General features: G+C 62.4%; 14 protein-coding genes and 1 pseudogene. 4 read left to right on the top strand and 11 right to left on the bottom strand.

Annotated features, from left to right (window positions below; translation table 11 throughout):
* Nucleotides 1-28: 28 nt before the first annotated feature.
* The 9 genes from HDE76_RS19435 to HDE76_RS19395 all read right to left on the bottom strand — a co-directional run bounded on the left by HDE76_RS19435 (nucleotide 29) and on the right by HDE76_RS19395 (nucleotide 9,325).
* The gene (locus tag HDE76_RS19435) at nucleotides 29-1,072 is read right to left on the bottom strand and encodes an energy transducer TonB (protein WP_184510019.1); all 1,044 of its coding nucleotides are present in this window, start codon (nucleotides 1,070-1,072) and stop codon (nucleotides 29-31) included.
* A gap of 379 nt (nucleotides 1,073-1,451) precedes the next feature.
* Complete coding sequence (gene metJ, locus HDE76_RS19430) at nucleotides 1,452-1,964, bottom strand: met regulon transcriptional regulator MetJ (protein WP_179482436.1); 513 nt, start codon at nucleotides 1,962-1,964, stop codon at nucleotides 1,452-1,454.
* A 228-nt stretch (nucleotides 1,965-2,192) separates the two neighbouring features.
* A complete protein-coding gene (locus HDE76_RS19425; protein ID WP_179482438.1) occupies nucleotides 2,193-2,468 on the bottom strand; it encodes a hypothetical protein in 276 nt (91 codons plus the stop codon).
* A 198-nt stretch (nucleotides 2,469-2,666) separates the two neighbouring features.
* Nucleotides 2,667-3,062, bottom strand: a complete 396-nt coding sequence (gcvH, locus tag HDE76_RS19420; protein WP_179482440.1) for a glycine cleavage system protein GcvH — start codon at nucleotides 3,060-3,062, stop codon at nucleotides 2,667-2,669.
* 100 nt (nucleotides 3,063-3,162) lie between these two features.
* Nucleotides 3,163-4,263: a glycine cleavage system aminomethyltransferase GcvT gene (gene gcvT / locus HDE76_RS19415; protein ID WP_179482442.1), complete on the bottom strand. Its 1,101-nt coding sequence runs from the start codon at nucleotides 4,261-4,263 to the stop codon at nucleotides 3,163-3,165.
* An 87-nt stretch (nucleotides 4,264-4,350) separates the two neighbouring features.
* A complete protein-coding gene (locus HDE76_RS19410; protein ID WP_184510017.1) occupies nucleotides 4,351-4,986 on the bottom strand; it encodes an alpha-ketoglutarate-dependent dioxygenase AlkB in 636 nt (211 codons plus the stop codon).
* 50 nt (nucleotides 4,987-5,036) lie between these two features.
* Entirely contained in the window at nucleotides 5,037-6,914 is a 1,878-nt protein-coding gene (cysC, locus tag HDE76_RS19405) for an adenylyl-sulfate kinase (protein WP_184510015.1), read from the bottom strand.
* A complete protein-coding gene (gene cysD, locus HDE76_RS19400; RefSeq protein ID WP_179482449.1) occupies nucleotides 6,914-7,831 on the bottom strand; it encodes a sulfate adenylyltransferase subunit CysD in 918 nt (305 codons plus the stop codon). The genes cysC and cysD overlap by 1 nt, the downstream gene beginning before the upstream one ends.
* 96 nt (nucleotides 7,832-7,927) lie before the next feature.
* Nucleotides 7,928-9,325 carry an amidase gene (locus HDE76_RS19395; protein WP_184510013.1) on the bottom strand — a complete coding sequence of 466 codons (1,398 nt, stop codon included), beginning with the start codon at nucleotides 9,323-9,325 and terminating at the stop codon, nucleotides 7,928-7,930.
* Nucleotides 9,326-9,503: 178 nt separating this feature from the next.
* On the opposite strand from HDE76_RS19395, the gene HDE76_RS19390 reads away from it, so the two are divergent.
* The gene (locus tag HDE76_RS19390; protein ID WP_179482453.1) at nucleotides 9,504-11,105 is read left to right on the top strand and encodes an electron transfer flavoprotein-ubiquinone oxidoreductase; all 1,602 of its coding nucleotides are present in this window, start codon (nucleotides 9,504-9,506) and stop codon (nucleotides 11,103-11,105) included.
* 34 nt (nucleotides 11,106-11,139) lie between these two features.
* Here HDE76_RS19390 and HDE76_RS19385 read toward each other — a convergent pair whose 3' ends face one another.
* Nucleotides 11,140-12,075 (bottom strand): glycosyltransferase family 2 protein, encoded by a 936-nt coding sequence (locus HDE76_RS19385; RefSeq protein ID WP_184510011.1) that lies wholly within the window; start codon nucleotides 12,073-12,075, stop codon nucleotides 11,140-11,142.
* Entirely contained in the window at nucleotides 12,068-13,051 is a 984-nt protein-coding gene (locus HDE76_RS19380; protein WP_255481701.1) for a glycosyltransferase family 2 protein, read from the bottom strand. Before HDE76_RS19380 ends, HDE76_RS19385 begins: the two co-directional genes overlap by 8 nt.
* A gap of 288 nt (nucleotides 13,052-13,339) precedes the next feature.
* On the opposite strand from HDE76_RS19380, the gene HDE76_RS19375 reads away from it, so the two are divergent.
* The 3 genes and pseudogenes from HDE76_RS19375 to HDE76_RS19365 form a co-directional block, all read left to right on the top strand.
* On the top strand, nucleotides 13,340-14,086 hold the full coding sequence (locus tag HDE76_RS19375) for an electron transfer flavoprotein subunit beta/FixA family protein (RefSeq protein ID WP_179482457.1): 747 nt from the start codon (nucleotides 13,340-13,342) through the stop codon (nucleotides 14,084-14,086).
* Between the two features lie 55 nt (nucleotides 14,087-14,141).
* Nucleotides 14,142-15,086 carry an FAD-binding protein gene (locus HDE76_RS19370; protein WP_179482459.1) on the top strand — a complete coding sequence of 315 codons (945 nt, stop codon included), beginning with the start codon at nucleotides 14,142-14,144 and terminating at the stop codon, nucleotides 15,084-15,086.
* A 165-nt stretch (nucleotides 15,087-15,251) separates the two neighbouring features.
* Nucleotides 15,252-15,486, top strand: a pseudogene (locus HDE76_RS19365) (integrase core domain-containing protein); the annotation flags it as partial.
* Between the last annotated feature and the right edge of the window lie 93 nt (nucleotides 15,487-15,579).

Here is a 15,579-nt window from a genome sequence, read left to right as displayed (position 1 = left end):
ACCGTTCTTTCCCACCCTGAATCTTCGATCAGAGGTTGAACTCGATTCTTTGCTCTCGCGTACTGGCGACAGGCTCTCCGTTTTTCATCGCCGGAGTAAAACGATAACGCGTCACCGCATCGATGGCGGCACGATCGAATACGTGCCTGGGCTGAGAGTTCGTAACGTGGACGTCACTGGTGCGGCCATTGGGATCGATGGTGAATGCCACCACAGCCCAGCCGGCCTGGTGAGCGCGCAATGCGCTCTGCGGATACACGGGCTCGGCACCCTTCACCAGAACCGCCTCACTGGTTTTCCCGATAGCGCCAGCCGCGGCGCGCTCGCTCTGGCCGGCAGCCGTCGGCGCTGCCACTATGGCCTGCTGCTGGGCCGGTTGCGTCGCCGCACTAGCCTGGCGCGTCCTCAGCTGCGCCGTTTCGGCGGCCTGAACTTTCTGCTGCTCAGCCAGCTTGTCCGCTTCGGCCTTTTCTGTGGCGGCCCTCTGCGCCGCCAGCTGCTGCGCCTTCTGCTGATCGATCGCCTGCTGCTCTTGCTTGTCCTGCAGCTTGCGCTGAGCGTCGAGCTTGGAACGCAGAATGGTCAAAGTGAAGTTGGCCGGGTCGGCCTTGGCCAACAGATCGATCTGACGTTGGGATTCGTTGAAGTCGCGGGCGTTGATCACCTGCTCCGCGGATGTCGCCGCATACGGGAACGTTTCACGCAACGCATCGGCCGCCACCTGATTGCCCGGTTGCTTGGCCAATACGCGTAGATAGAATTCGAACGCGTTGTTTCCCGCTGGCGCGAGATAGCGCTGTTCGTTGATGGCCCGGCGCGCTTCATCGAGCAGCTGGTTGACGTCCATGGATGCCACATTCGCCGGTGGCGTCGGGGCTGCTCCAGGCGACGGCGCGATCAGTGCGGACGGGCGGCCTCCGGCATCCTCCGCCATCATCTCCTGATGCGGCTTGATGATCAGAAACCACGCGCCGATCACCAGTACGGCGAGTACAACAATGACGGCAACAACCAGGGGCTTCGCAGCCCCGCGCGCACGACGACGCGTATCGAGTAAGTATCGGGTATCCATGGTCTCTCGCTTGGGTATCGAATAGATACCCGCGCTTTTCCCCCTGTAGGAGCGACCAGTCCCCTGACGGGTCGCGGCGCGGATGTGTGAAAGGTAACCCCAATGAGGCAGCACGGCAAATAGCGAGTGCTCTCAGCGTAAGGCCGAAGCGGCCGCGCCAAACCACCCAAGACGATTCGCCTTACGCCGCCACCGCGTGGTTCCCGCGATCGCATGGAACCTGTCAGCCCCCAACAGGGGTCGCTGGATGTTTCAGACTCCTGAAACGAAGCGTCCCGGCAAGCCGGGACGAATCTTTTCGAAGTGCTTTCCCCGCGCTGGGCACCGCGGGGAAAGAAGTATCGATGACCTAGTTTTATTGGTGTACGTGTTGCCTTGCTTACTTCTTGGAGGTCTTGGTGGCCTTGACCACCTTGGCCGGTGCAGCTTTCTTCACGGCTTTCTTGGCAGCCGGCTTCTTGGCGGCAACCTTCTTCGCTGCCGGCTTCTTGGCAGCAACCTTCTTTACCGCCTTCTTCACAGCCTTCTTGGCGGCGACTTTCTTCACGGCGGCTTTCTTGGTGGCGGTCTTTTTGACAGCAACCTTCTTTACGGTGGATTTTTTGGCAGCCTTTTTGGCGGCCGGTTTCTTTGCGGTGGTTTTTTTGGCAGTGGCCATAGTTCGTCTCAGCTCCTCATCAGTTGGCAGTGGTTGCCCAGTAAAAGCGTGCAGGAACGCCTCAACCAACAAGTCGCTGTTGGTAGCGTGCCGAAGGTTGTTCACTTGACGGTGTGTACGCAAATCGGAAAGCCGCCGCAAAACATGCAGCGGAATCGAGACGGTGATCTTGCGTACCGCGTTTGCCTTTTCACCGTGCTCGACATACGGCTTAATGAATTTTGCTGTTGCCATAACGCACATTCCCCGTGATCTGTTGCGAAAGCTATCCCTGAAGATTTCAGCTGTCAATTGATTTTAGCCATGAAATCAATCCACTTCACCCCCTTTGTAGCCCCCTCAAACCCCGGCACACCAACGCTTCCGGAGGCATAGACAAATATTCCTATGGACGTCCAGACGTCCATACAATGTTTTCATTCAAATACGCGAAGACATCAAAAACCCTTGTTTCAAAGGGTTTTAATACAAAACTTCTCTTTCCGGATCAAAATCAAGGTATTTCAATGCCTTGAAAATAGCGCGCAAATTTTTCCATCCGATCGCCGCCGCGGACATGAACGGGACGCCACTGGCATGACGAAAATATATTTTTGTCGAGCCAGAATTTTTCGTTTCTGAAGGCCGACGCTTCGCTCGAAGCGGACGCGAAGGAGCCTGCCGATCGTCCGCGGGTGAACCCGTCGAAGAGAAATCTTCGCGCCGATCGGCGATGTTTTTGCCGTCGCGATGTGTCATCTGGAGATGGAATCGACGAGCCGTCCATCGCATGCGTGAGTGTGAAAATTTTTCGGCTCGACACCTTCTTCCTATCGACCAGCCCACTGTCCGTCGCAGCCGCTCGATAGCTTCGTTTTGCGTGATCGAGAAATCGAGTGTTCGAAAAGATCAACGGCCGCAAAGGCGGCCGTTGATCTTTGACGCGAAAGCGAAGATTCAGTGATCTTCGTTCTCGACCAGCTCTTCGTATTCGTTGGCATCGAGCAGCTCGTCGAGCTCGGCGCGGTCGCTGGGTCGGACCAGGAATATCCAGCCGTCGCCGTAGGCGTCTTCGTTGATGGTCTCCGGCTTGTCGCTGAGGATCTCGTTGACCTCGACCACTTCACCGGAGATCGGCGAATAGATGTCCGATGCCGCCTTCACCGACTCGACCACGGCAGCGCCGGTACCCGCCTTGATGTCGGCACCGACTTCCGGCAGCTCGACATACACCAGATCGCCAAGTTGGCTCTGGGCATGGTCGGAGATACCCACGCGAACCAGGCCGTCGTCTTCGACGCGGGCCCATTCGTGGGACTTGAGAAATTTCAGATCGCCGGGAATCTCACTCATGATCGGGTCCAGTGGTTGGGTAGCAGGGGGATGGGTGGATTCTAGCCGCATACGGCGCAGCGCAAAACGTCCGGCGACTGAACCAGCCCGGACGTGGATTTCAGATACCTTCGCAAGGCTTGCCGTCGCGCACGAAGGGATATTTCACCAGACGCACCGGCACCTCGCGGCCGCGGATATCCACGCGGATGTCGCCGGGATCACCGGCGGGAATGCGCGCGAACGCCACCGCCTTGTTGAGCGTCGGGGCAAAGCTGCCGGAAAGAATCTCGCCCTCGCCCTGGGCCGTGAGCACCTTCTGACCGTGCCGCAGCACGCCCTTGTCGTCGAGCACCAGGCCGACCATCGCGCGCGGAACCCCTGCGGCTTTTTGCGCCTCGAGCGCGGCCCGCCCGATGAAGTCGCGTCCTTCGTCCAGCGCCACCGTCCAGGCGAGATTGGCCTCCCACGGCAAGACGTCCTCATCCATATCCTGACCGTAGAGGTTCATGCCGGCCTCCAGTCGCAGCGTATCGCGCGCGCCGAGCCCGGCGGGAACGACGCCGGCCTTGGCCAGCGCCTCCCACAACGCGATGGCGTGTTCTTCCGGCACGATGATCTCGAAACCGTCCTCGCCGGTGTAGCCCGTGCGGGCGACGAAGAGCGGCATACCGCGAGGCCCCTGTGCGGCGGCAGCGGAAAACTTGCCGAGCTTCTCGATACGCAAACGATCCGCCTCGTGCAGCAAACCGATCACCTTGGCACGCGCGTTCGGACCCTGCACCGCAATCATCGCGAACTCGGGGCGTTCCTTCACCTCCACGTCGAAAGCGCGCGCCTGCCGCTCGATCCAGGCAATATCCTTGGCGCGCGTTGCGGCGTTCACTACCAGACGAAAATGCGAGTCGTCGAAGTAGTACACGATCAGATCGTCGATCACGCCACCACGCTCGTTGAGCATGCACGAGTACAGCGCCTTGCCGGCGACCTTGAGCTTGTCGACGCTGTTGGCCAGCAGGTGGCGCAGAAACTCGCGGGTGCGCGCGCCGTGCAGATCGATCACGGTCATGTGCGATACGTCGAACATGCCCGCATCACGACGCACCGCATGATGTTCCTCGATCTGCGAGCCATAGTTGATCGGCATGTCCCAGCCGCCGAAGTCGACCATGCGGGCGCCCAGCGCGCGGTGGGTGGCATTGAGTACGGTCTTGTCGGTCATGACGGCAGCCTGCGGGAAAGTCACGCATTATCGCCGCCTGCTCGGGGCAATCCAAGCGGCGACCATAAGCGCCACGTTTCGACGTGTTCAATCCTGTTTCGAATCGATCCAGCGAAAGGTGAGGTTGATCCGCCCGCCGATAGGTTGCCGCGTCTTGGGAATCTCATGACGATAAAGCCGCTGCGTATCGCCGGCCATACGCAGCAGGCTGCCGTGCGTCAGCGGCAGGCACAGCGTGTCGCCGCGCTGTACACGAACGCCACGCGGCAACCGGCGACGAAGGCGAAAGGATCGCGTGGCGCCCAGGCTCAGCGAGGCGATCACCGGTCGCGCGCCGAGCTCCGACTCGTCGTCGCTGTGCCAGCCCATCGAGTCGCTGCCGTCACGATAGAAATTGGCCAGCACGCTGTTGAAGGACGCCATGCAGTCTGTTTCGAGGCGACCGCGCAAGCTGGCCAGCGATTCCGGCCAGGGCCGCGGCTCGAAGCGCGTTCGCGAATAGGTATAGCCCGTACCCGCGTCGCCGATCCAGCAGCTCAACCGCGGCGAAGCGACCTCACGGCCGAACAGCTTTATGTAGTGCGTCTCCCAGGCTACGCTTTCCAGCAGGTCCGCATACAGCGCGTCGGCCTCGTGCGACGCCAGCCACCCCGGATGCAGCGTGATATCAGCACCGGACAGATCGATACGTTGCGCAGCAGTTTTCGAAAGGCTCGACGCCATGCACTCACCCACTATCCAGCCAACGGGTTGCACCCGCTTACGTCGGCGATCTAACGCGCCGGTTCATCCTCGTCATCGTAGGAGGGAACGATTCTGGCCAACAGCTGTTCGCTCAGCTGCTGAGCCAGACTTTCGGCGTGCCGACCGGATGAAAGCAGGTGCACATCCGGCGACTCGGGCCGCTCATACGGCGCATCGATACCGGTGAAATTGCGGATCAGCCCCGCGCGCGCCTTCTGATACAGGCCTTTTGCATCGCGCCGCTCGCACTCCTCCAGCGGCGTATCGACGAAGACTTCCATGAACTCATCCTCGGCGAACAGCTCGCGCGCCGAACGCCGCTCGCTGCGATACGGCGAAATCACGCTCACCAGCACGATCAGCCCGGCATCCACCATCAGATGCGCCACCTCGGCGATGCGACGGATGTTCTCGACACGATCCTGGGGCGTGAAACCCAGATCCTTGTTGATGCCGTGGCGCACATTGTCGCCGTCCAGCAGATAGGTGTGATAACCCAGCGCGTGCAGCCGTTTTTCCACCAGGTTGGCAATGGTCGATTTGCCGGCACCGGAAAGCCCGGTGAACCACAGGCACAGCGGACGCTGTCCCTTGCTGTTGCCGCGTACTACCTTGTCGATATCGACATGCTGCCACTGCACGTTGGACGAACGGCCCAGCGCATAGTCGAGCATGCCGCAGGCGACCGTGGCGTTGCTTTGACGGTCGATCAGGATGAAACCGCCGAGGGTGGGATTGGTCGCGAACGCCTCGAAAGCTATATCGCCATCCAGCCCCATCGTGCAGTAGCCGACCTCGTTCAGTTCGAGCAGACGCGCCGCCAGCTTCGCCTGTGTGTTGACGTCGACCTTGTACTTGATCGACATGACGCGAGCATTCACCTCGCGCGCGCCGATCTTCAGCAGATAGGTACGGTTGGGCAGCATCACCGCGTCGCCCAGCCACAGTACGTGGCAGTTGAACTGATCGGCCACCGGTGCCGGGCGCAGCGCCGTGGAAATGACGTCGCCACGACTGGCATCGACCTCGCGATCGAGACACAGCGTGACCGCCTGCCCACGCGAAGCGCTGGGCAGATCGCCGCCAGGGCCGACGATGCGCTCGATCCGAGCGGTTTGCGTCCCTGGCTGAATCACCACCTCGTCGCCGCGGGTCACGCTGCCGCCGCAAATCGTGCCGGCATAGCCGCGAAACGACTGATCCGGCCGATTCACCCACTGCACCGGCATGCGGAAGTCGCCGACCTGCGCCGCCGCCACGTCGATCGACTCGAGCAGCTCCAGCAGGCATGGGCCGTCGTACCAAGGCATGCGCGCGGAACGGCTGCCCACATTTTCTCCTGTCGGCGCGGCCACCGGCAGACATTGCACGCGGTCGATGCCGAGCGACTGCGCCAGTTCGCGATACTCGTCGGCGATGGCGTCGTACACACCCTGATCGAAATCGACCAGGTCCATCTTGTTGATCGCCAGCACCACCTGACGGATGCCGAGCAGCCCACATATATAAGTGTGCCGGCGCGTCTGCGTCAGCAGGCCTTTGCGCGCATCCACCAGCACCACGGCGAGTTCCGCGTGGGAGGCGCCGGTGGCCATGTTGCGCGTGTACTGCTCGTGCCCAGGGCAGTCGGCGACGATGAAGCTGCGCCGCGCGGTATGAAAGTAGCGGTAGGCCACGTCGATGGTGATGCCCTGCTGGCGCTCGGCGTCGAGGCCGTCGGTCAGCAGCGAAAAATCGAGCGCGTCGCCGAGCTCGGTGTGCAGCTTGCGGCTGTCCCGTGTGAGAGCGGCGAGCTGGTCGTCGGGTACCATGCCGGCGTCGTACAGCAGGCGACCGAGCAGCGTGCTCTTGCCATCGTCGACGCTACCGCAGGTAATGAAGCGAAGCAAATCCTTGGCGTCGGTCATCAGAAGTAGCCCTCCTGCTTCTTGCGCTCCATCGATGCCGAAGGGTCCTGATCGATCACCCGCCCCTGCCGTTCGGAGCTGCGCGAGCGCACCATTTCATCGATGACCTCCCGCAGCGTCGAGGCGGACGACTCCACCGCGCCGGTCAGCGGATAGCATCCTAACGTGCGAAACCGCACCTCGCGCAGTTGTACCGATTCGCCCTGATGCAGAACGAAACGCTCGTCGTCGACCATGATCAGGGCGCCGTCACGCTCGACCACCGGCCGCGGCTTGGCGAAATACAGCGGCACGACCGGAATATTCTCGTGCTGGATGTACAGCCAGACATCCATCTCGGTCCAGTTGGACAACGGAAAAACCCGCACGCTCTCGCCCTTGCGGATGTGCGTGTTGTAGGTATGCCAGAACTCGGGGCGCTGGTTCTTCGGATCCCAGCGATGCTGCGCATTGCGAAAGGAAAAAATCCGCTCCTTGGCCCGCGATTTCTCTTCATCACGACGGGCACCGCCAATGGCAGCATCGAAGCCATGTTTGTCCAGCGCCTGCTTCAATGCCACTGTCTTCATCACGTCGGTATGCACGGTGGCGCCGTGCGTTTGCGGCGAGATGCCCTGGCGCACGCCGTCCTCGTTGATGTGCACGAGCACCTCGACATCGCCGGCCGCAGCCACCTCATTGCGGAAGGCGATCATCTCGCGGAACTTCCAGGTCGTATCGACATGCAGCAGGGGCATCGGCGGGCGGGCCGGAAAGAACGCCTTGCGCAGCAGGTGCAGCAGCACCGAAGAATCCTTGCCGATGGAATACAGCATCACCGGATGCCGAAAACTCGCCGCCACCTCGCGGAAGATGTGGATACTCTCGGCTTCGAGGTCATCGAGATGGGAATGCGGCGGCAGAAAATCAGTGGTCATGGCCTGGATAAAACGATACGCAGTGGTGTGGATGACCGGGCGACCCGGGCGCGTAGATGCACGCGTAGATGCAAGACCTCACATGGTACGCGATGATCAGGCGATCACCGGATACGCCGGCTCGGCGTCGAGGGTGGCGGCACACACCGCGGCCAGTTCCAGCAGGCGCAGGTCCGAGCCCCGCGCACCGACCAGCTGCAGGCCGATCGGCATGCCATCGGGCAAGGTGCCCATCGGCAGACTGACCGCCGGGCAGCCGGCGAGACTGGCAAAGCTGGCCAGATCCGCCTGCGAATCCGGTATCGGGCCATCGAGTGCAAACGCACCCTGCGAGGTGGTGGGAAGAATCAGCACGTCGACCTGGGCGAACAGTCGACGCATCTTCAACGTGGCCGCATCGAGCACGCGATCGGCGGCAGCATAGTCGGCGGCGCTCTTGCCAGCGGCGTAGCCGAGCATGTCGCGGAAGCGCGGCGACACCGGGTGCTGCGCGTCGGCCAGATCCGCCGCAAACGTACCGAGCATCTCGGCTTCCATCAACAACAGGCCAGCTCGGCGCGTGCGCGCGAAATCCCAGTCGTCGAAATCCACCGTGCGCCGATCGCCCAGCGCATGCGGTAACTTGGCCATCGCCGACTCGAACACGTCGATCACATCCGGCTGCACGCCGATGGCGGCGAGGTCGGGCAGAAAGCCCGCGCGCAGATGACCCGGCTCCCAGTCCGGCAGCGCAAACGCCACCCGGCGCCGGCGCGAGCGCGCGTCGTCGGCGTCGTACCCGGCCAGCACCTGCAGCAGCACGGTGAGATCGTCCACACCGCGCGCCAGCAGTCCAACGGCATCGAGACGGCGCGCGGCCGGCACCAAACCGCGCGCCGATAGTTCGCCATGCGTGGGCTTGAGCGCGTAGACGCCACAGTAGCTGGCCGGAATGCGGATCGAGCCGAGGCTATCCGAGCCGATCGCCGCGACAGCGAGACCCGCAGCGACAGCCGCCGCCGCGCCGCCGGAGGAACCGCCGGCGGTATACCCGTGACGATGCGGATTGTGCGTGGCGCCGAAATGAGGGTTGTCGGTCACGGTGCTCAGCGCGCCTTCGTCCATATTGGTTCGACCCACCAGCACGGCACCCGATGCGCGCAGCCGCTGCACGACATGCGCGTCGTGCTCGACCGGCTCACGACGCCCCGGCAGGCCAGCGCGCGTTGGCCAGCCGGCGACGTCGAAGTTGTCCTTCAAAGCGATCGGAATGCCGTCGAGCCGACCGATCGCGCCGTCGCGGCGGCGGCGATCGGCCATATGCGCCTGGTCCTGCACCAGGCTGGGACGATGATCGATATAGGCATTGATCTGCGGGTTGATCCGTTCGATCGCCTCCAGATACACCTCTGACAGCGCGCGCGCCTGCACCCGTCCGCTCGCCAGCCAGTGCAGCAGCTGGCACAGCGTGGCGCGGCGCAGGTCGAGATCGGCAATCGGCGACGTCGAATTCATGGTCTCTCCTTGAATATGTCTGCCGATTATCGCGTTGCACGGTTAACAGAGTGCAAGTCGAGCCGGGATTGGACGTTATGCGGCATGCGTTGCCGCGCCGCACACGAAGCCGGACAATACCGCCTGATCACCGGTTTGCAACCGACCCACGCACAACTTAGTAACTACGGAGCCAGCCATGAGCGAGCGCGAGACGATGGAATACGACGTGATCGTCGTCGGTGCCGGGCCGGCCGGGCTGTCGTTTGCGATCCGCTTGAAACAGCTCAAACCCGAGGTCAGCGTCTGCGTGATCGAGAAGGCCTCGACCATCGGCGCGCAGATTCTTTCCGGCGCGGTCATCGAACCGCAGCCGCTGGACGCGCTGCTGCCCGGCTGGCGCGACAATCCGCCGCCGATCTGCGTCCCGGCAGGCGAGGACGAATTTTGGCTGCTCAGCAAGGACAGCGGGCGCAAGCTGCCGGTGCCGCCCGGGATGCGCAACCACGGCAACTTCATCGTGTCGCTCGGCGCCATGTGTGCGTGGCTGGCACCGCAAGCCGAGGCGCTGGGCGTCGACGTGTTCCCCGGTTTTGCCGCCGCCGACACCATCTTCAATGAGGACGGCTCGGTCGCCGGCGTCAGCATCGGCGACATGGGCGTGGCGAAGGACGGGTCGCACAAGGCCGGTTACGCGCAGGGCATCGACATCAAGGCCAAGGTCACCGTGCTGGCCGAGGGCGCGCGCGGCAGCCTGACCAAGCAGCTGATCAAGCGCTTCAAGCTCGACCAGGGCAAGGATCCGCAGGCCTACTCCATCGGCATCAAGGAGCTGTGGCAGCTGCCGGCAGGACGCGCCACGCCGGGCAAGATCGTGCACAGCTTCGGCTGGCCCGCCGACAGCCACACTTACGGCGGCAGCTTCATCTATCACCTGGACGGCGACCGCGTGGCCCTGGGTTACGTCAGCGGCCTAGACTATAGCGACCCCGACTACAAACCGTGGGAAGCGTTCCAGCAGTGGAAGAACCATCCGTCGCTGAAGCCGCTGCTCGAGGGCGGCGAAATTCTTTCCGCCGGCGCGCGCGCCATCGTCACCGGCGGCTACCAGTCGCTGCCCAACGTGGAGATGCCCGGCGCACTGCTGATCGGCGATACCGCTGGCTTGCTCAACGTGCCGAAAGTCAAAGGCACGCACCAGGCGATCAAGAGCGGCATGCTCGCCGCCGAACATCTGGTGGCCAATGAGCTGAAGCCCGCCGGCTTCGACGCCAAGCTGCGCGCCTCCGACGTGGTGGCAGAGCTTAAGAAAGTCCGCAACATCAAACCCGCGTTCAAGAAAGGCCTGTGGTTCGGCCTGCTGAACGCCGCGTGGGAAACCGCCCTGGGCGGCGCGTCGCCGTGGACGCTGAAGAACAAGGCCGACTGGTCGTCGCTGCACAAGCTCGGTGCGCAGGAAGAGCCAAAGCGCGACTATGTGCAGCGCACGCTACCGCCGCGCGACCGTCTCGCCGGCGTGTACTTTGCCGCGACCGAGCACGACGAGGATCAACCGATTCACCTGCACGTGTCGGACACGTCGATCTGCGTCACGACATGCGCCGAGGAATATGGCAACCCCTGCACGCGCTTCTGCCCGGCCAGCGTCTACGAGATCGTCGACGATGCGGCCGGCAAGCGCCTGCAGATCAACGCCGCCAACTGCGTGCACTGCAAGACCTGCGATATCAAGGACCCGTACCAGATCATCAACTGGGTGACGCCGGAAGGTGGCTCGGGGCCGAATTACCAGAACATGTAATGGCGCCGGCTCGGGCGGCGCGGCGTCGGTTCTGTCAGCGCAACAGGTCGGCCGGGCAGGCGCCCTGCCGGCCCATCAGGCCATCCCACAATCCGCGCAGCATGAAACGCAGGTTGCGCCAGCGCGGCCCGATCAGCACGCCGAAAAACAACAGCTTCACCAGCACACGCGGTACGTCCTGCGCTATCCAGACGGCAGGCGTCTGCCGCATGCCGTACAGCCGCAGCCGGTTGCGCATCATGTAGTACAGCCGCGACGGTCCGTGCACCACGATCTTGCCCAGGCCGAACGGCAGCGGTCGCCGCTCGTCGCCCAGGTGATGATGCATGGTGGCGGCACAGACTCCATACAGCGCGTAACCCTTTGCACGAGCGCGGAAGCTCCACTCCATATCGACGTTGTCGATAAACAGCCCGGCATCCATGGCACCGACTTGATCGATCACGGCCAGGGGAATCAGTGCGCCCGAGCTGATCAGAAAATCGCAGGCAATGCACTGCGCATCGCTCTCGCACCACAGCTTCTGGCTGCGTGGAAAGCCCACGCGCACGAAAGGCGCATCGCGATCCTCGCGCCGGTCATGAAAACGCGGACCGACCGCAGCCACCTTGTTGTCTGTCGAAAGTGCCAGCAGCGCCTTCAACAAAGCGGCCACCATCCCTGCACACGGCTCGCTATCCTGATCCAGCAGCAGCACGTGGCTGTATCCACGCCCTCGTGCCCAATCGATGCCCGCGTTCTGTGCGACCGCCAGTCCCACGTTGCACGGCTGCCGCAGCAGGGCGATATCCGGTCGGGTGTGCTCGATGGTCTGCCGCCAGACACCATCGCTGGCGTTATCGACCACCACCACGGCGCCGACCTGTGGCGTCACGGCATCGAGCAGCGCGTTCAGGGCGGCAGCATCCGGCTGGTAGGTCACGATGACCGCGCATACCGCGGACGTATCGGTCGCGAGGGTGTCAGTCATGCCGTAACATATCCCGCAGCATCGAACGAATGCCGGTGCCATAACGTCGGTAGTCGCCCGCGTAAGCTTCCCGCAAAATAGGTATCGCTCGCCGATAGCGGGGCAGCCGGCCAATCGCCATGCGATGCTCGAAGTGCGCGCGCTTATACGCAACCTGGGACGCCCGTGCCGTGCCATCGAAGAAACCGGCCTGCGAAAAAAACGTTTCCAGGCGCCTCAACCGCGTCGCCTCGTCAGCCAGAAACCTACCGCGGGGAAGAATCAGATCCTGCCACTTCGTCGCCAACGTGCGCTTGCGCGCACCGATCTGGTTGCCACCGTGCTGGCGGTAGTCGATCAGCGGTGCGTCGACGAAATCCATTTTTCCGACCGCCGACACTACCGCCGTGATCCATTCATCGTGAATCCAGTCCGCTGCGATCGGCAGCGCCAGCCCAATCACCTCGCGACGCATGGCTGCCGTGGCGCCAGTCACGAAACTGCGCCGCATCACCACCTCGAACGCGCGGCCATCGTGGATGGCCTGCTTTTCCTGGGCGGTCATCTGCAGCGCCTCGAACATCGAGCAATTCAGCGAGCGGCCCTGCGCATCGACCAGCCGCGCATCGCTGTGAAGTAGCAACAGATCTGGATCCTGCGCGAATCGCGCCGCCATCACGGCCAGCTTATCGGGGCACCAGACATCGTCCTGATCACAAAGAAACACCACGTCGCCGGTGGCCTGCCGCAGCGCCGAGGAAAAGTTTTCCACAAAGCCCACATTGCCGGTGTGTCTTGAAATCCTGACGTCGACACCGTGCTTCCCGGCGATTGCGGCAAACGCATCGAGCGTCATCATCGTGGCATCGGTCGACGCGTCGTCGCTGATCACGATCTCGTCCGGCAAACGCGTCTGCGCCAGCAGGCTGTCGAGCTGCGCCTGCAGATACTCCGCCCCGTTGTAGGTACACATCACAATGGAGAGGCGAAGGGGCATGGCTGCTCATTGAGAAAAGCGCAGAAACCGAACCGGACAGTCGCCATACGTCGTCTTCCGACCGCTGCGTCCAAATGCCGCTTGAACAGCGGAATCGTTTCAAACGGCAATTTTCGTGTCCGCTTTATACGACGATCGAGCATGATACTGAAGTCCTCACCCGTAAATCTGCCAGATAGCCGCTTCACAGGCCGGAACGCAGTCGGGCCGGACGTCCGCTCGGGTTAGAATAGTGCACTGTCTCATCGCTACACGCGTCCCCGTGGACATTATTTAGAGGAATCGTTGATGAAAATTCTGGTCGGCTACAAGCGCGTGGTGGATTACAACGTGCGCATTCAGGTCAAACCCGACGGCAGCGGCGTGGTCACCGACGGCGTCAAGCTGTCGGCCAATCCGTTCGACGATATTGCGCTGGAGGAGGCGCTGCGCCTGCGCGAGAAGGGTGTGGCCGAGGAAGTCGTCGTGGTCGGTATCGGCCCGGCCGACCTCACCGCCCATCTGCGCAACGGCCTGGCGATGGGCGCCAACCGCGCCATTCACGTGGTGACTTCCGACGCCGTGCAGCCGCTGACCGCGGCGCGGGTGTTTCTCAAACTGATCGAAAAAGAACAGCCCGGGCTGTTTATCGTCGGCAAACAGGCGATCGACGACGACGCCAACCAGACCGGCCAGATGCTCGCAGCCCTGTGGGATCGCCCGCAGGCCACCTTTGCCGGCAAGGTCGAGATTGCCGACGGCAAAGCGACGGTGACGCGCGAAGTCGACGCCGGCCTGGAAACCATCGAAGTCGAGCTGCCGGCCGTCATCACCACCGACCTGCGCCTCAACGAGCCGCGCTTCATCAAGCTGCCCGATATCATGAAGGCCAAGGCCAAGCCGATCGACAGCATCGATTTCGCCTCGCTGGGCGTGGAAGCACACGACCATCTGAAAACCACCCATTACGCGCCCCCGGTCAAACGCGGCAAAGGCGTGATGGTGAAGGATGCCGCCGAACTCGTTGCAGCGCTGAAGCAGAAAGGTTTGCTGTAAGAAGCAACCTGACATCCGGCCGCCGACATTTATATAGAAATCCTGGAGATTTCCCATGAGCAAGATTCTCGTCATTGCCGAACATCTGGACGGCAAACTCAATTCGTCCACCGCCCGCGCCGTGAGCGCCGCCGTTGCCGTCAAAGCCGAGTCCATCGATGTGCTGGTGCTCGGTGACAGCATCGACGCGGTCGCCGCCGATGCCGCCAGGATCGAAGGCGTCAGCAAAGTGCTGACCGTCGCCCGCGCCGAGAACGCGCACCCGCTCGCCGCCGTATTGGCGCCGCAGATCGCCAAGGCTGCAAACGGCTACAGCCATGTGTTTGCGCCGTCCACCACGTTCGGCAAGGACGTCGCACCGCGCGTCGCCGCCCTGCTCGGCGTGGCTCAGGTCAGCGACGTCATGAGCGTCGAATCGAGCCACACCTTCAAGCGGCCGATCTACGCCGGCAACGCTATCGTCACGGTCGAGGCCAATGCCGATCATGCCGTGGTGGCTACCATCCGCACGGCCTCGTGGCCGGCCGCCAACAGCGGCGCGAACAGCGCGCCGATCGAGGCACTTTCGCTCGACGTTACGCTGCCGACACATACGCGCTTCGTCGAACTTAAGCAGGGCAGCAGCGATCGCCCCGACCTGCAGAGCGCCAGCAAGGTCGTCTCCGGCGGCCGCGGCGTCGGCTCGAAAGAAAACTTTGACATCATCTACAAGTTTGCCGACAAGATCGGCGCTGCCGTAGGCGCCTCGCGCGCTGCTGTGGATGCAGGCTACGTACCGAACGAAATGCAGGTCGGCCAGACCGGCAAGATCATCGCCCCTGAGCTGTACATGGCCATCGGCATCTCCGGCGCCATCCAGCACCTGACCGGTATCAAGGACGCCGGTACCATCGTCGCCATCAACAAGGACGGCGAAGCGCCTATCTTCGAGATCGCCGACATCGGCTTGGTCGGCGACCTTTTCAAGCTGATTCCCGAATTGGAACGAGCAATGGGCTAAGTCGAGGGTAACCTCCTCCAGCTATTTGAGCCATCCAAAAATCTAGAAGTTCGGCGGAACTAACCCCAAGCAGCGAGGCGGTTTCGCTATGAAAAATCGAAGTTCAGCGAAGAGCAGATCGCTTTTGCCTTGCGTCAGGCCAAAAGCGGTATGTCGGTCGGCGCGATCTCAGGCCTCGGCGTGACGCGGGTGATGGATTGCCTCGCGCTCAGCCGTGGCTTGCCCAAGGTGATTCGCAGCCAGCGCGAAGCCTGCCCTTGGGCACAACGGCAAAGAGTTCTGTGGCAAGGCGATGGTCACCTGGGCGCACGAGCGTGGCGTGCAGTTACGCCTGATTGAACCGGGTAAGCCGAACCAGAACGCTTACATCGAATCGTTCAACGGCCGCTTGCGCGACGATGTAATGACCCACTGAAATCCTGCTCAGGTGTTACTTTCCCAAGGGAGCACCCCCATGAGCATCGTGATGGAAGAAGAAATCAAACGCTGGACC

Source organism: Rhodanobacter sp. ANJX3 (assembly GCF_014200755.1).
Classification (GTDB): domain Bacteria; phylum Pseudomonadota; class Gammaproteobacteria; order Xanthomonadales; family Rhodanobacteraceae; genus Rhodanobacter.
The sequence above is the reverse complement of the archived record's forward strand: the minus strand, read 5'-3'. Positions and strand labels throughout refer to the sequence as shown.

Excerpts from the sequence above, each read along its gene's own strand:
- HDE76_RS19395 (WP_184510013.1), bottom strand. The coding sequence starts at position 9,325 with ATGAATTCGACGTCGCCGATTGCCGATCTCGACCTGCGCCGCGCCACG.
- HDE76_RS19390 (WP_179482453.1), top strand. The coding sequence starts at position 9,504 with ATGAGCGAGCGCGAGACGATGGAATACGACGTGATCGTCGTCGGTGCC.
- HDE76_RS19435 (WP_184510019.1), bottom strand. The coding sequence starts at position 1,072 with ATGGATACCCGATACTTACTCGATACGCGTCGTCGTGCGCGCGGGGCT.
- HDE76_RS19380 (WP_255481701.1), bottom strand. The coding sequence starts at position 13,051 with ATGCCCCTTCGCCTCTCCATTGTGATGTGTACCTACAACGGGGCGGAG.
- metJ (WP_179482436.1), bottom strand. The coding sequence starts at position 1,964 with ATGGCAACAGCAAAATTCATTAAGCCGTATGTCGAGCACGGTGAAAAG.
- cysD (WP_179482449.1), bottom strand. The coding sequence starts at position 7,831 with ATGACCACTGATTTTCTGCCGCCGCATTCCCATCTCGATGACCTCGAA.
- HDE76_RS19375 (WP_179482457.1), top strand. The coding sequence starts at position 13,340 with ATGAAAATTCTGGTCGGCTACAAGCGCGTGGTGGATTACAACGTGCGC.
- HDE76_RS19425 (WP_179482438.1), bottom strand. The coding sequence starts at position 2,468 with ATGACACATCGCGACGGCAAAAACATCGCCGATCGGCGCGAAGATTTC.
- gcvT (WP_179482442.1), bottom strand. The coding sequence starts at position 4,263 with ATGACCGACAAGACCGTACTCAATGCCACCCACCGCGCGCTGGGCGCC.
- gcvH (WP_179482440.1), bottom strand. The coding sequence starts at position 3,062 with ATGAGTGAGATTCCCGGCGATCTGAAATTTCTCAAGTCCCACGAATGG.
- HDE76_RS19410 (WP_184510017.1), bottom strand. The coding sequence starts at position 4,986 with ATGGCGTCGAGCCTTTCGAAAACTGCTGCGCAACGTATCGATCTGTCC.
- cysC (WP_184510015.1), bottom strand. The coding sequence starts at position 6,914 with ATGACCGACGCCAAGGATTTGCTTCGCTTCATTACCTGCGGTAGCGTC.
- HDE76_RS19370 (WP_179482459.1), top strand. The coding sequence starts at position 14,142 with ATGAGCAAGATTCTCGTCATTGCCGAACATCTGGACGGCAAACTCAAT.
- HDE76_RS19385 (WP_184510011.1), bottom strand. The coding sequence starts at position 12,075 with ATGACTGACACCCTCGCGACCGATACGTCCGCGGTATGCGCGGTCATC.